Origin of the sequence: Sulfitobacter sp. HNIBRBA3233 (assembly GCF_040149665.1) — a bacterium.
GTDB classification, from domain to species: Bacteria; Pseudomonadota; Alphaproteobacteria; order Rhodobacterales; family Rhodobacteraceae; genus Sulfitobacter; species Sulfitobacter marinivivus.
Genome location: NZ_JBEFLP010000001.1, coordinates 1,419,103 through 1,432,735, shown reverse-complemented (window position 1 = coordinate 1,432,735; position 13,633 = coordinate 1,419,103). Strand labels below are relative to the sequence as shown.

Sequence of the window (13,633 nt, the reverse complement as noted above, 5' to 3'; positions counted from 1 at the left end):
TTCACGTCCTGACGTCATAGCACAGGCGAAACCCCGTGTGGCTGAGGGTCGTATCCGGGGTGTTGGAACTGCGCGCGGCAATCCGGTAGCGATAACAATAGCTCCGGTGGCAAATGAAAGAGCCGCCCTTGACCGTGCGGGCATCCGTACGGGCCGCTTCGGCGTTCCTGATCTTGGCCGCTTTCGCGACGGACCGGATGCGAAAGCGGTCTGCCGTCCATTCCCAGGTATTGCCGACCATATTGTAGAGACCGTAGCCGTTTGGCGCGAAGCTGCAAGCGGGGGCAGTGCCGCGATATCCGTCCGCGCCGGTATTGTGGTCGGGAAACCGCCCCTGCCAGATATTGCAGGGCAGGAACCCGGTGTCCTGCGGATCTTCATCGCCCCAAGGATAGCGCGCCGTTTCCCGTCCGCCGAGGGCCGCGAACTCCCACTCTGCCTCGGTCGGCAGGCGCCCTCCGGCCCAGGACGCAAACGCCGTGGCGTCGCGCCAAGAGACATGGGTGACGGGGTGCTCCTCGCGCCCTTCCAGATCGGTGGCGGGGCCTTCGGGGGTGCGCCAGCACGCGCCGTCGACCTTGCGCCACCATTCCAGCCCCGCAAGGGGCTCGTGGTCTTCGGGCCGGTCCATAAGCCCGTGGAAGACAAAGCTCCAGCCGAAGCTTTCGGCGTCTGTGGTGTAGCCCGTGTCGTCGATGAAGCGCGCAAAGCGTGCCGCCGTGACGGCGCAGCTGTCGATCGCAAAAGGGCGCAGCCGTGTCTTGCGGGCAGGGTATTCGCCGTCCTGCGGCAGGATCTTGTCATCCGTGCCCATGCGGAAACTGCCCCCGGGCAGTGTTACACGGTCGGACAGATCACGCTGCGCGGGCGCAAAGCGGATGGGGTCGGGGCTGCCTTGGGGGCGCGCGGAAGAGGGACAGCATGTCATGGGGCAGATCTACCACCATGGCCGGGGTCGGTCGACCGTGCCGTGCGGCGCAACCTTCTCGACCTGTAACGCCCGAGCGGGTAGGAAAAATCGGAGCGGCTGGCGGCAGCGAAAAATCGACGCTGCCGGTGTATCGCCGGAAACGCGAGAGGACCGGATATGGATTGGGACGAATACGCGCGCTGGGGCAGCCATATCGCGCAATGGGGCGCGCGGTACCATCAGGACCTGCGCGACCGTCCGGTGCGCGCGCAAACAGCGCAGGGCGACATCGCGCGCCAGATCGCGCCTGTGCCCCCTGAAACCGGTGAAGCGATGGAGAGGATCCTTGCGGATTTCAACACTGTCGTGATGCCCGGCATGACCCACTGGCAGCATCCACGCTTCTTTGCCTATTTCCCTGCCAACGCGACGCCCCCGTCGATGCTGGCGGAAATGCTGGTCAATACCGTTTCGGCGCAATGCATGCTGTGGCAGACCTCCCCCGCCGCGACGGAAATCGAAGGGGTGATGGTGGACTGGCTGCGGCAGGCGCTCGACCTGCCGGACGGGTACACCGGTGTCATTCAGGACAGTGCCTCCTCGGGTACCCTTTCTGCCGTGCTGACGATGCGCGAGCGTGCAACGGGCTTTACCGGCAACCGCGAAGGGCTAGCAGGCAAGGGGGCGCTGCGTATCTATTGTTCCGATCAGGTGCATTCGTCCATCGACCGCGCCTGTTGGGTGGCGGGCATCGGACAGGACAATCTGGTCAAACTGCCGGGAACGGGGAAAGATTTCGGCATGGATGCGCAGGCGCTCGACCGGGCGATCCGCGAGGACATCGACGCAGGGCACACGCCCGCGGGCCTGATCGCGATTACCGGCGGCACGGGGGTAGGGGCCTGCGACGATCTGGCGGCGCTGCACAAGGTGGCAAAGACATACGATCTCTATACCCACCTCGATGCCGCCTGGGCGGGGGCCGCGATGATCTGCCCCGAGTTTCGTGCGCAATACTGGAACGGGGCGGACGGTTTCGACAGCATCGTGTTCAATCCGCACAAGTGGCTCGGCGCGCAATTCGACTGCTCGGTGCAATTCCTGCGCGATCCTTCCGCCCAGCTCAACACGCTCAAGATCGAGCCGGAATACCTGCGCACAAGCGGAGAGGCCGTCACGAATTATTCGGAATGGACGATCCCGTTGGGGCGACGGTTCCGGGCGCTGAAGATCTGGTTTTTGCTGCGCTCCTACGGGCTGGAGGCCTTGCGCGGCCGCATCCGCAACCACGTTCTCTGGGCGCAGGAGCTTTGCGAGGCGCTGCGTGCGCTGCCCGATTTCGACATCGTGACCGATCCGATCCTGAGCCTGTTTTCGTTCCGGTGCAGGGGCGATGATGCAGCGCAGCAGGTACTGGTCGATGCGCTGAATGATGACGGACGCATCTACCTCACCCAAGGTATGCACCAAGGGCGCAAGGTGATCCGGTTTCAGGTTGGCCAGTTCGACACGACCCGGGAGGACGTCATGCTGGCCCGCGATGTGATCGCCGAGGTTCACAGCCGGATCACCTAGAGCGCGCCTCTTTTCCGTCCGCCCCCGCTGCTAAGTGCCCCGGCGCGGATTTTTTTAGGTTCTTAGGGCATTAATCACGCTCTTCCAGTAAACGCCCGGTACATCATCGCCGATGTACTTGGTGGCGATTACCGACGCCACTTGGTCAGTGATTTGTGAACGATTTGCGCGACAATGTGGGTATTGGCAAAAAATTCGGACTGCAAATGTGCAGTAAAAGCTGTCAGGGGTGCGGGGGTGCGCAAGTTAGCGGCACTGGATCGCGTGATCCGCTAAGCCATTTAAAGTAAATGGAGGCGAGTAGGAGATTCGAACTCCTGTACACGGATTTGCAAGAATCCGGATGTAGTTGGTTTTGTTCAGAGTTTTGCGTAGATTTGTCCGCCGAAATCGGCGGACAAAACGTGAATGTTTAGACGCAAATATCCGCAGCGAAACACCCGCTCATGGTCTCATGCAACAGCTGCAGCCGGAAGTTCAACCGGTGTTTGGATTTTAGCCAAATCTGACAATAGGGACTTTGCTTTTGCAACACGATCTGCTGTTGATTTGTCTGGCTTTCGGTTTGCGGTCTCTTGCCAAGGGTCCGGGTACCCATCGTGTGAAAGGAACACAGCAGTCGCTGCCAGCTCCAGCACAACGGAGTCAACCGATGAACAAAGGCGCGCGAGTTCTTGTCGTGCAGAATCAGCACTCACCTGAGAAGCGGTGTTGGCTGAATAGGTCGAATAAGTGCCACCCCATGAGGCTTGCTCTTGACGCTCTTCAAATTCGCCAACCAATGCACCGATTTTCGCTGAAGACGCTAAGTCCTCACTAAATGGCCCGTAGTGCTTGTATGCAAACCTGAAGCTGTCGTCCAACCCTGTTGCAAAAAACAAGTAAGCGATCTTCTGCAGCCTTGTTCGACCCACCACCTGACCACCAGCATCTCTGATAATCTGAGCAACTTCCTGAATCTTAAATCCGGACATCAGTTGACCTCCCCGTCAATAATATCTTGTATCACAGATTTGGCGTCGTCATCTGAGACATCATGATAGACACGTGTAAGCTTGAAAACGCTCAACGAACGCACGATTTCGGAGCGCTGGCGAAGGTCAATCAACTGACCACCATCCGTACGCACGTTGATCTGTTCAGTTGGACCACTGCCGCCGCCGCCTGTCTTGTAGGGCTTTCGTACAGCCTCATCGGTGATGAGGCGCGGGACGATACCCCCTTGTTCGTTTTGCCAGTCTTGTAGCTTTAGAAGCACATTTGCACAAGATTTTTCGATTTTTTCTATATCTTGTTCATCTTGACGATTGTCGGGATCGCATGCGTGCGCAACCGCAGTGCGAACGTCGAAGCACTTGTATAGCTTGCGGCCAAGGAGGCGCTCTGCGAATTGAGAAAGTAGGTCGTCGGGTGCTTCCTTCAAAAGCTGAAGAGCCCCCCACACTACGGTGTCATCGAGAGCGAGCGCAGTATCGAGCGCTTCGGGGTCTTTGGCAAAGCGGACCAATGGATGATTGGCCGGTAGCCCTGTTTTGCTGGTAGCGTCATCAGCAACCAACTGGACAATGCGAACCAGAATTTCTGCGAAAATCTTCTCCGCCCCACGTGTGGCTTTGTGGAAGTAAATTGTCGGATAAAGCTGAAAGAGCCCCAATACGTAGGCTTCGGCGGCTTGAACCGCTTTCGGGCCAATCACAAACGTTGGCACTTTGCCAATAGCTTCTTCATCCACGCCAACTTCGACTTCGCCAATTTCGAGGTTCGCGCGCAACCAAGTAAGGTCGATGGCGGAGTGCTTGCTACCTGTCATCATCCTGTCGCGCTGCATGTAGTCAAGCCGATCGGCATCAAACTGGCTGGAAACCACCGAATTGTGCAGCGTGATCTTTCCTTCCTTCTTGATCATATTCGCAACGTTGCCCGCGAAGCCATCTTCAAATCCGTCATTTAAGATTTGGGCAATTTCACCATTGCGGATCAGTTCGTCGCTCATGACCTCATGGTCGGCGAGTTTGAGTCCTAGACGTTTGCCGACCGTTTCAAATGCATGACTGAATGGCCCATGGCCCACGTCATGAACCATAGCTGCGGCCAATGCGGTCATTTCCCTCGTCTGATTTTGTTCCTCAACCCGCTCACGCACGATCTTCATCAACTCTCTTGCAGTGTGAAAAACACCTATGCTGTGTGCAAACCGCGTATGCGTTGCCCCCGGATAGACAAGTTCAGAAAACCCAAGTTGCTTCACACGACGAAGTCGCTGGAAAGGTGCGCTTTGCACAATTTGCCAAACTACCCGTTCCAGTTGGTCCGATGTGTCAAACTCAATCAGGTCATGGATCGGGTCTCTAACGCGCTGCACCACCAACGTTTGTTCCGCCTATGTTCTACACTAAAAACGATTCAGTCAAGCATTAGCATATTTTGTATGCGGTTCCAGCATATGGTGATTGTCGACCTGCCGACTACCAGTGATCGCGGTGGGAACAAACGGAGAAAGCTTAGACGGCCTGCTTAGACGAAAAACCTGCGCGTCAGGCAAGTGCTATCTAAGTCATTGAAAAGATTGTGGAGGCGAGTACCGGAATCGAACCGGTGTACACGGATTTGCAATCCGCTGCGTAACCACTCCGCCAACTCGCCGAAGTGGCATCGCTATAGACCGCTGATCCTGGTACCGCAAGTGGGAAGATCGCGCGCGCCGGGCGTTCGGCCGGTGTTGCCGAAATGAACCGATCCGTTCAACTGCCGTTGCCGCTGCGGACCGGATATGGCACATTCGCGAAAACAGGATTCTGGACAGAACAGGCTGATCCCCATGACAGACTTTGCCGCCCGCCGGACGATGATGGTAGACACGCAAGTGCGCCCGTCGGACGTCACCAAGTTTCCCATCATCGATGCGATGCTGAGTATCGCCCGCGAGGATTTCGTTCCGTCCGCGCAGCGCGAAGCGGCCTATGTCGGGGAGAACCTTGCACTGGGGCAGGGGCGTGTGGTGCTTGAGCCGCGCACGCTTGCCAAGATGCTGGATGCGCTGAACATCGAGGGCGACGAGCTAGTGCTCGATATCGGTTGTGGCATGGGGTATTCCACCGCCGTCATCGCGCGCATGGCCGAGGCGGTGATCGCAGTTGAACAGGACGAGAGCCTTGCGCAGGAAGCGCAGGAGGCGCTTGTCGAAGCCGGTGCGGACAACGCCGTCGTGCAGCACGGTGACCTTGTCGCCGGGGCTGCCGAACACGGGCCCTACGACGTGATCATCCTGCAAGGGGGCGTCGGCCAGATCCCCGGCAGCCTGCTTGCGCAGGTCAAGGACGGGGGGCGGATTGCCGCGCTCTTCATGCAAGGCGAGCTGGGCGAAGTGCGCGTCGGCTACAGGCGTGGCGAAGACTTCAGCTGGCGCCGCGCTTTCAACGCGACGGCACCGATCCTGCCGGGGTTCGCGAAAGAGCGCGCCTTCACCCTGTGAGGGGCTCAATCGGCGGTGATCCAGATTAGAGTGACATATTTCCACATCCACAAACGGCAATTCTAGGCCATCGATCCGGGGATCCGACCATGTACACCAAACGAGTGGCACATCGCTTCAAACGCGGCGCGGGCATCCTGTGCATCGGTATCGCCGGTCTTGCCGTAACGGTTCCGGCAAAAGCGGAAACGCTCGCTGATGCGCTGGTCAGCGCCTACAACCATTCGGGCCTTCTGGTACAGAACCGCGCGTTGCTGCGCGCTGCGGACGAGGATGTCGCATCGGCCAGTGCCGCGCTTGAACCTGTGGTCCGCTGGACGGCGGAAGTAAGCCAGCAGTACGGGCGCAGCCGCACGTCGCCGGCCTTCGGCGTGCAGGACACCGACAGCCTGCGTGCAAGTGCCTCGCTGATTGCCGAACTGCTGCTCTACGATTTTGGCGCGACGGCCTTCCGGATCGAGGCAACCAAGGAAACGGTGCTGGCAACGCGGTCGTCGCTGATCGGAGTTGAACAGCAGGTTCTTTTCCGCGCGGTGCAGGCCTATATGGGCGTCATCGAGGCCAGCGAATTCGTATCGCTGCGGCAGAACAACCTGCGGGTGCTGACACAGGAACTGCGCGCGGCCCGTAACCGGTTCGAAGTCGGCGAAGTGACCCGCACCGATGTGGCCCTCGCCGAGGCGCAGCTTGCTCAGGCCCGCAGCGGCCTTGCCACGGCGCAGGGTAACTACCTGATCGCGGTAGAGGAATTTCGCAATGTCGTCGGGCGCGCGCCCGGACAATTGAACCCGCCTCCGCGCCTGCCCAACATCGGCAACGACCTCGAAGCGGCAAAGATGCAGGCGGTGCGCCAGCATCCCGATCTGCGCGCCGTGCAGCATCAGGTGGCCGCTGCCGAATTGTTCATTCGCCAGGCTGAGGCCGCGAAGAAGCCAACCGTCAGCCTGCAAGGGTCCCTGTCGCTTTCCGAAAACCTCGATTCGAGCAATTTCAGCACCGGCGGCTCCGTCGGCGTGGTTGCGGGCGGCACGCTGTACCAGGGCGGGCTGCGGTCTTCGACGGTGCGCCGTGCAATCGCACAGCGCGACGCGCAGCGCGGCAACCTGCACGTGGTACGCCATAACATCCAGCAGAATGTCGGCAACGCCTATGCCAGCCTGACGTCGGCGCGGGCCTCTATCGAAGCCTCCGAACGGCAGGTGCGCGCCGCGCGTATCGCCTTTCGCGGGGTCCGCGAGGAAGCAACGCTCGGCGCGCGCACCACGCTGGACGTGCTGGACGCAGAGCAGGCGCTGCTCGATGCGCAGGCGACGCTGATCTCGGCGCAGTCGCAACTCTACGTGGCCGCCTATGCGGTGCTGGCCTCGACAGGGCAGCTGACCGCGCGCAGCCTTGCCTTGCCCGTGCAGCTGTACGATCCGGCGGAATATTACAATCTGGTCAAGGACAGCCCAACCAGCACGTCGAAGCAGGGCGCGCAATTGGACAGGGTTCTCAAGCGCTTGCAACGCGACTGAACCGGGGATCGCGCACGGTTGTTCGGCAACAGCGCGATTTAATCTTTTTCCTATCTTTCCGCCCCATTGTGGGAATCCGCAGGTGAGGCTATCCTTCTGGTCGAGCAGAGAGTGGTGATTTATGTCAAAGCCCGTCACACAGGATGAGGTAGAGGACGTCCTGTCTTCGATCCGCAGGTTGGTTTCGGAAGACAAGCGGCCCCTTGCAGGGATGCGCAGCCCCGCCGCGCCGGAGCGGGCACAGCCTGCCGCGCGCGCGGCGTCGCAGGACAAGCTGGTGCTGACACCCGCATTGCGCGTGGCGAATCCCGACGCGTCCGACACAGCGCAAGAAGAGGACACGGCAGAGCCGCTGATCCTCGACGAAGCCGTGCTGGCACCCTCCGACGGGGATGCGGATACGCAGCCCGATACGCTTTTCTCAGACGAATTGACCGTCCCGGATACGACAGCCCCGACCGAGCGGGAGACTGCCGAAGACGAAGAAGCGCAGGCATACGGGGCAGAGGATGTCCTGGAGGACGAGGGCGAGGGGGATTATTCATCCGCCAGCTACTGGGAGGACGATGATCCCGCCGATGACGACCAGAACCAGCCGGAGGACACGCGCGCGCAGCCCGAGGGCATCGAGGATGCGGTTCTGTCCGCATTGGCCAACGAACCTGCCGAGGCGCCCTTTATCGACACCGATGCCGAGCAGACTGCCTCGGAGGGCGATACCGCTCCATCCGAAGACGACGCGCCCGATATCGCGGCGTTCACGCAGCGGCTGCGCTCTGCGACGATCTTCCGCCCCAAGCTGTCCGATGATGGCGGCGACAGGGTAGATGCCGCGCCGCGCCCTGCGCCGGAGGCGGACAGCCAAGAGACCTTTTTCGACACCTCGCTGACCTCGAAGATCGCCGCGCTGGAGACAGCCATCGGTGCCATCCGTCAAGATTTCGAACCGGACGGTGACGAGGCGGAGGATATCATTCACTCCGAAAATCCGGCACTTGCGTGGGAGGATGACGTTGAGCTTGATGCACGCGGCACCCCGCTGCGCGAGCAACCGGACGAACGCGAGCCTTTCCAGCACGCCGCGCGCGAAGCGCAGGCCGCAGTCGATACCGCACGCGCTGCCGACGCGGACGAAGAGGATACGCTGACGCTGGACGACGGGTTGATGGACGAGGAAACCCTGCGCGATCTGGTCAGCGAAATTGTCCGCGCCGAACTTCAGGGCGCGCTGGGCGAACGGATCACACGCAACGTGCGCAAACTCGTGCGCCGCGAAATCCACCGCGCGCTGACGGCACAAGACCTCGAATAATACGGCTCAGCCTTCGGACTGAACCTCTGCCGCCGATGCGATCAGCATGTCGATGTCGAAATAGGCCTCGACGTGGGCTGCGAGCCTGTCGAGCGTGTCTTCGACGCCCTCTTCGAATGCAACCGAAGACTGCGCGCCGAGCGTTTCAAGAAATGCCGCGCGAAAGCTGTCGGACGCGAATATCCCGTGGAGATAGCATCCCCGCACCTGACCGCTGCGGGATGCCGCGCCTTCCGGCGTACCTTCCAATGTCAGCCAGGGTCGTTCGCAATCGGGGCCGCGGGTCGCCCCCATGTGAATCTCGTACCCGCTGAGCGCTGCACCAGAGGCCAGATCGGTCCCCGAGCGCAGAGCAAGGTTCTTCTTCGGTTCAAGCACGGTTTCCACGTCGAGATGGCCCAATCCCGCGACGGTTCCGGCGGGCCCTTCGATGCCTTCGGGATCGCTGAGCGTGCGTCCCAGCATCTGGTAGCCACCGCAGAGGCCCAACACCTGTCCGCCGCGCCGGATGTGGCCGGCGATGTCCACGTCCCAGCCTTCGGCGCGCAGGGCGGTCAGATCGGCGATGGTGGACTTGCTGCCGACCAGCAGGATCAGGTCCGCCTCGGCGGGGAGGGGGGTGCCGGGCGGCACGATCCGCAGATCGACGCCCGGTTCGGCGGCGAGCGGGTCGAGATCGTCAAAGTTCGAGATCCGCGGCAATTGCGGCACCGCGACAACGATCCCCGCACCGCCGGAGCGGGCGCGTGCGGGCAGGTCCATCACATCTTCGGCGGGCAGCCGCGCGGCACGGTCGAACCACGGGATCACCCCGAGGCTGGGCCAACCCGTGCGGGCAACGATGTCGTCGCGCCCCGCATCGAAGAGGCTGCGGTCGCCGCGAAACTTGTTGACGGCAAAGCCCCTTATCAGCGCGTTGTCGGCATCCGACAGCACCGCCTTGGTGCCCACGATCTGTGCGATCACTCCGCCGCGGTCGATACAGCCCATCAGGATCACCGGCACCCGTGCCGCACGGGCAAAGCCCATGTTGGCAATGTCACCATGGCGCAGGTTCGTTTCGGCGGGAGATCCTGCGCCTTCGACGACGATCATGTCGCAGCTGTCGGCGAGGCGGTGAAAGCTATCCAGAACCGCTGGCATCAGCGCCTGCTTGTTCTTGCCGAAAGCCTTGGCTTCCTGATGGCCTGCGACCTGCCCCTGTACGATCACCTGCGCCCCCGTCGCGGTCTGGGGTTTCAGAAGAATCGGGTTCATATCCGTATGCGGTGCGACACCACAGGCACGCGCCTGCAACGCCTGCGCGCGCCCGATCTCGCCACCATCGGCGGTGACGGCGGCGTTGTTGGACATATTCTGCGGCTTGAACGGCCGGACGGTCAGGCCGCGCGCGCGCAAGGCCCGCAGAATGCCTGCGACGATCATCGACTTTCCGACATTGCTGCCGGTGCCTTGTATCATGATCGCTTTTGCCATCTTGTCCTCCGATAGGCTGCGTCCGGCAAACTGACGCAACTGCGATTGAAGGGGAAGAGGCATTCATGAACACGCCTGCGCATCTTTTGCTGGGCACGGCGGTTTTCGGGCGGGGTGGCGACCGCAGGGTCATCGCGGCGGCAATGGCCGGATCGCTCTTGCCCGATCTGTCGCTGTATCTGTTGGCGGGTGGGGCTCTCTACGTTTTCGGCTACGCGCCCGAGATCGTGTTTCGCGAGTTGTACTATTCGGACGCGTGGCAAACCGTCTTCGCGATCGACAACTCGTTCATCCTCTGGGGGCTTCTTCTCGCAGTGGCACTGATCCGGCGCAGCCCGATCCTGATCGCCTTTGCAGGGGCAGGGGTGCTGCATCTCGCTCTTGATTTTCCGCTTCACCACGATGACGCTCGCGCGCATTTCTGGCCGGTCAGCGACTGGGTGTTCCGAAGTCCGTTCAGCTATTGGGACCCTGCGCAGGGTGCGGGCTGGGTCAGTCCGGTCGAGGTTGTGCTATCGGCGGTTGCCGCCGTGCGCATCGTGATGTTGCGGGCGGGCTGGTGGATCAGCGGGATCGCGGTGCTGGCACTTGTGGCCGAGCTTTCGGTCTCTTGGGTCTGGGTTTACGTGTTCAGCCCCTGAGAAGGCGGCGCAGACCCGTAAAGAAAAAGACGCGGACCGAAAGGTCCGCGTCTTTTTGATTCTAGAATCCCGATCGGGATCAGGCTGCTTCGGCCTGCAGTGCCGCATTGCGACGCTCGGACTCTTCGCGGCTGAGGGCGACGGAGGTCCGCACACCTTTACCAACGAAAGTCATCAGACCTTCGACAACCCGCTCGTTCGGGTCGATACCGGCGCAGCTCAATACTTCGCGACCGTCACGCGAGCGCGCCCAGCGGGCGATCTGCTCGGGGCCATTGCCGTACTTCTTGTCGTCAGCAATTGCATCGTCCAGAGCAGCCAGTACAACGGCTGCGAAAAGTTTCCGGGCGCGGTTACCTTGTTCGTTATTGAATGCTGTGCCATCAACGAAATCGTTCACTTCGTCGTCCTTTCGTTATTCTTGCTCTTGTCATTTTGGCGTCTGGACCTTCTGACAGATAAAGAGCGATTCGGATACCCCATTTGCGCATGGCGCCTATGCGTTTCTTGCATGGCTTTCTGCGCGTGCAGCACGAAGGGGGCTATCTTGCGCCCCACCCCAACACCAGATATAGGGCTCGTCAAACTTTCATCAACCTTTTGCCAGAGTTTCATCAAATGCCAAAAATCAACGGAAACGAGATCCGCCCGGGAAACGTATTGGAACATAATGGCGGTCTTTGGGCGGCTGTTAAGGTCGACCATGTGAAACCGGGCAAAGGTGGGGCGTTTGCGCAAGTTGAGATGAAAAATCTCCGTAACGGCTCCAAACTGAACGAGCGTTTCCGCAGCGCCGACAAGGTGGAGCGCGTGCGTCTCGAGCAGAAGGACCAGCAGTTCCTATACGAAGACGACGGGATGCTCGTCGTGATGGATACCGACACCTACGAGCAGGTACAGGTTCCGGCCGACCTTCTCGGAGAGCGGCGCCCCTTCTTGCAGGACGGTATGATGATCGTCGTGGAATACCACGAAAGCGAAGCGCTGAACGCGTCGCTGCCGCAGAAGGTGACCTGCAAGATCGTCGAGACCGAGCCGGTCGTGAAAGGCCAGACTGCCGCGAACAGCTTCAAACCGGCAATTCTGGACAACGGTATCAAGATCAGCGTGCCGCCCTTCGTGGGGCAGGACGAGGATATCATCGTCAACACCGAAACAATGGAATACGTCGAACGCGCCTAACCCGCGACGTGTGTCTGAGACAGAAAACGCGGCCCTCGGGGGCCGCGTTTTTCGCTTCCTTCAGTCGATGCGCGTCAGGCTCGCGTCCGCCGCGACCAGATCACCGCCCGCGCGGTCGAACCGCAGATAGGCCAGCGCGGTATTGCCCGATCGTGTGTGCAGCGTGCCCGCGGGTTTTCCCGAAGACAGGATTTCCGCGCCCGGTTCGGCAAGCCCCTCCAGCGCGACCCGTGCGAGGCCTTTGCGCAGCTCGGTCTTGTGCTTCATCCGCGCGGTGACTTCCTGACCGACATAGCATCCCTTGCGGAAATCCACGCCGTTCAAACGCTCGAACCCCATTTCAAGGATAAAACTGTCCGGCGTCAGTTCGCGACCGGCTGCGGGAACCAGATTTTCAACCCGGATCGCGTCCCAGTCTGTCGTGTCGTCGGTTTGCGGCGTCTCTCGCAGCGCACGCCAGCCCAGTGCGGGCGTGCGCGGATCGTCCAGAGCATCCGCCGGACGCTCCCCCAGACCCCGGTGCACATGCAAGTCGGTCGGCGTGATCGTGACATCGGCGCGCAGCTTGTACATCGACAAGCGCTGGAGCAGGGCATCGGCCTGCGTGATATCCGCATCCAGCAGCACGTCGTCGCCGTCGGCCTGTAGAAAGAAGTCGGCGAGGTACTTGCCCTGCGGGGTGAGGATCGCCGCGTAGACCAGCCCGTGGTCCAGTTTTGCGATATCGTTGGTGATCAGCCCTTGCAGGAAATCGCGGGTGTCTTTCCCAGAGAGGCGGAGGATCTTGCGGAGGGTCATGGCACTGTCCTTTTTCTGGTACACTCTATATAGCGACGCAAATTTCCGACGAAAGGGGCGCAGACACCGCATGCCCGCAAGACTGTCCGTCATCGTACCCACGCTGAATGCCGAACCCGCGCTTGCCGCCTGTTTCACCGCGTTGATGGAAGGGCTCGATGCGGGATTGATCCGCGAGCTGATCGTCAGCGATGGCGGGTCCGACGATGCCACTGGTGCGGTGGCACAGGCATGGGGGGCCGAGGTTCTGCACGGCCCGCCCAGCAGGGGAGGACAGCTGCGCCGCGCCGTGGCCGAGGCGCGTGGCGAATGGCTGCTGGTCCTGCACGCAGATACCGTCCTGCGCGCGGGCTGGAGCGAAACCGTGGCCCGGCATCTGGAAACCTCGGACGACGCGGGCTGGTTCCGGCTGGCCTTCGACCAGCGTGGGTTTGCCCCCTCGGCGGTGGCGTCGTGGGCGAACCTGCGCAGCCGGATGGGATTGCCCTATGGCGATCAGGGCCTGTTGATCTCGCGCGCTCTTTACGATGCGATCGGAGGGTATCCCGATCAGCCCCTGATGGAGGATGTGGCGATGGCGGGCAAGCTGAAGGGGCGGTTCGCCGAACTCGACGGGGTGGCTGTCACTTCGGCGTCCAAGTACCGCAAACAGGGCTGGATGCGTCGCGGTGCGCGGAACCTGTGGACCCTCGCGCGCTATGGCGCGGGCGTGTCGCCGGACCGTCTGGCCGCCGCCTACCGCCGCTAGGA

14 protein-coding genes and 1 tRNA gene are annotated in these 13,633 nt (G+C 61.2%); 7 read left to right on the top strand and 8 right to left on the bottom strand.

Features of this window, described 5'->3' with window-relative positions; all coding sequences use genetic code 11:
- Position 1: 1 nt before the first annotated feature.
- Positions 2-928, bottom strand: coding sequence for a formylglycine-generating enzyme family protein (locus ABMC89_RS06845; protein ID WP_349566524.1), 927 nt, complete (start codon positions 926-928; stop codon positions 2-4).
- A 159-nt stretch (positions 929-1,087) separates the two neighbouring features.
- On the opposite strand from ABMC89_RS06845, the gene ABMC89_RS06840 reads away from it, so the two are divergent.
- Positions 1,088-2,485, top strand: coding sequence for a pyridoxal phosphate-dependent decarboxylase family protein (locus ABMC89_RS06840; protein ID WP_349566522.1), 1,398 nt, complete (start codon positions 1,088-1,090; stop codon positions 2,483-2,485).
- 452 nt (positions 2,486-2,937) lie between these two features.
- On the opposite strand, the gene ABMC89_RS06835 is transcribed toward ABMC89_RS06840, so the two are convergent.
- The 3 genes from ABMC89_RS06835 to ABMC89_RS06825 form a co-directional block, all read right to left on the bottom strand.
- The gene (locus tag ABMC89_RS06835) at positions 2,938-3,459 is read right to left on the bottom strand and encodes a hypothetical protein (RefSeq protein ID WP_349566520.1); all 522 of its coding nucleotides are present in this window, start codon (positions 3,457-3,459) and stop codon (positions 2,938-2,940) included.
- A complete protein-coding gene (locus ABMC89_RS06830; RefSeq protein ID WP_349566518.1) occupies positions 3,459-4,733 on the bottom strand; it encodes an HD domain-containing protein in 1,275 nt (424 codons plus the stop codon). Before ABMC89_RS06830 ends, ABMC89_RS06835 begins: the two co-directional genes overlap by 1 nt.
- Before the next feature lie 321 nt (positions 4,734-5,054).
- Positions 5,055-5,128: transfer RNA gene (locus tag ABMC89_RS06825), tRNA-Cys, on the bottom strand.
- A 175-nt stretch (positions 5,129-5,303) separates the two neighbouring features.
- Here ABMC89_RS06825 and ABMC89_RS06820 point away from each other — a divergent pair.
- The 3 genes from ABMC89_RS06820 (at position 5,304) to ABMC89_RS06810 (ending at position 8,786) form a co-directional block, all read left to right on the top strand.
- Positions 5,304-5,957 (top strand): protein-L-isoaspartate O-methyltransferase family protein, encoded by a 654-nt coding sequence (locus ABMC89_RS06820; protein WP_349566516.1) that lies wholly within the window; start codon positions 5,304-5,306, stop codon positions 5,955-5,957.
- Between the two features lie 89 nt (positions 5,958-6,046).
- A complete protein-coding gene (locus ABMC89_RS06815; RefSeq protein ID WP_349566514.1) occupies positions 6,047-7,474 on the top strand; it encodes a TolC family outer membrane protein in 1,428 nt (475 codons plus the stop codon).
- A gap of 121 nt (positions 7,475-7,595) precedes the next feature.
- Complete coding sequence (locus ABMC89_RS06810) at positions 7,596-8,786, top strand: hypothetical protein (protein ID WP_349566512.1); 1,191 nt, start codon at positions 7,596-7,598, stop codon at positions 8,784-8,786.
- A 6-nt stretch (positions 8,787-8,792) separates the two neighbouring features.
- Here ABMC89_RS06810 and ABMC89_RS06805 read toward each other — a convergent pair whose 3' ends face one another.
- Positions 8,793-10,262, bottom strand: coding sequence for a cobyric acid synthase (locus tag ABMC89_RS06805; protein ID WP_349566510.1), 1,470 nt, complete (start codon positions 10,260-10,262; stop codon positions 8,793-8,795).
- A 65-nt stretch (positions 10,263-10,327) separates the two neighbouring features.
- On the opposite strand from ABMC89_RS06805, the gene ABMC89_RS06800 reads away from it, so the two are divergent.
- Positions 10,328-10,903 (top strand): cobalamin biosynthesis protein CobQ, encoded by a 576-nt coding sequence (locus ABMC89_RS06800; RefSeq protein WP_349566508.1) that lies wholly within the window; start codon positions 10,328-10,330, stop codon positions 10,901-10,903.
- 79 nt (positions 10,904-10,982) lie between these two features.
- On the opposite strand, the gene ABMC89_RS06795 is transcribed toward ABMC89_RS06800, so the two are convergent.
- The gene (locus ABMC89_RS06795; RefSeq protein WP_349566505.1) at positions 10,983-11,303 is read right to left on the bottom strand and encodes a DUF6280 family protein; all 321 of its coding nucleotides are present in this window, start codon (positions 11,301-11,303) and stop codon (positions 10,983-10,985) included.
- Positions 11,300-11,608 carry a hypothetical protein gene (locus ABMC89_RS06790; RefSeq protein WP_349568638.1) on the bottom strand — a complete coding sequence of 103 codons (309 nt, stop codon included), beginning with the start codon at positions 11,606-11,608 and terminating at the stop codon, positions 11,300-11,302. Before ABMC89_RS06790 ends, ABMC89_RS06795 begins: the two co-directional genes overlap by 4 nt.
- On the opposite strand from ABMC89_RS06790, the gene efp reads away from it, so the two are divergent.
- Positions 11,522-12,085, top strand: a complete 564-nt coding sequence (gene efp / locus ABMC89_RS06785) for an elongation factor P (protein WP_349568539.1) — start codon at positions 11,522-11,524, stop codon at positions 12,083-12,085. The genes ABMC89_RS06790 and efp overlap by 87 nt on opposite strands.
- 60 nt (positions 12,086-12,145) lie before the next feature.
- Here the strand turns inward: efp and ygfZ are convergent, their stop codons facing one another.
- Positions 12,146-12,883 (bottom strand): CAF17-like 4Fe-4S cluster assembly/insertion protein YgfZ, encoded by a 738-nt coding sequence (gene ygfZ / locus ABMC89_RS06780; RefSeq protein WP_349566503.1) that lies wholly within the window; start codon positions 12,881-12,883, stop codon positions 12,146-12,148.
- 70 nt (positions 12,884-12,953) lie between these two features.
- On the opposite strand from ygfZ, the gene ABMC89_RS06775 reads away from it, so the two are divergent.
- Positions 12,954-13,631: a TIGR04283 family arsenosugar biosynthesis glycosyltransferase gene (locus ABMC89_RS06775; RefSeq protein ID WP_349566501.1), complete on the top strand. Its 678-nt coding sequence runs from the start codon at positions 12,954-12,956 to the stop codon at positions 13,629-13,631.
- Positions 13,632-13,633: the final 2 nt, after the last annotated feature.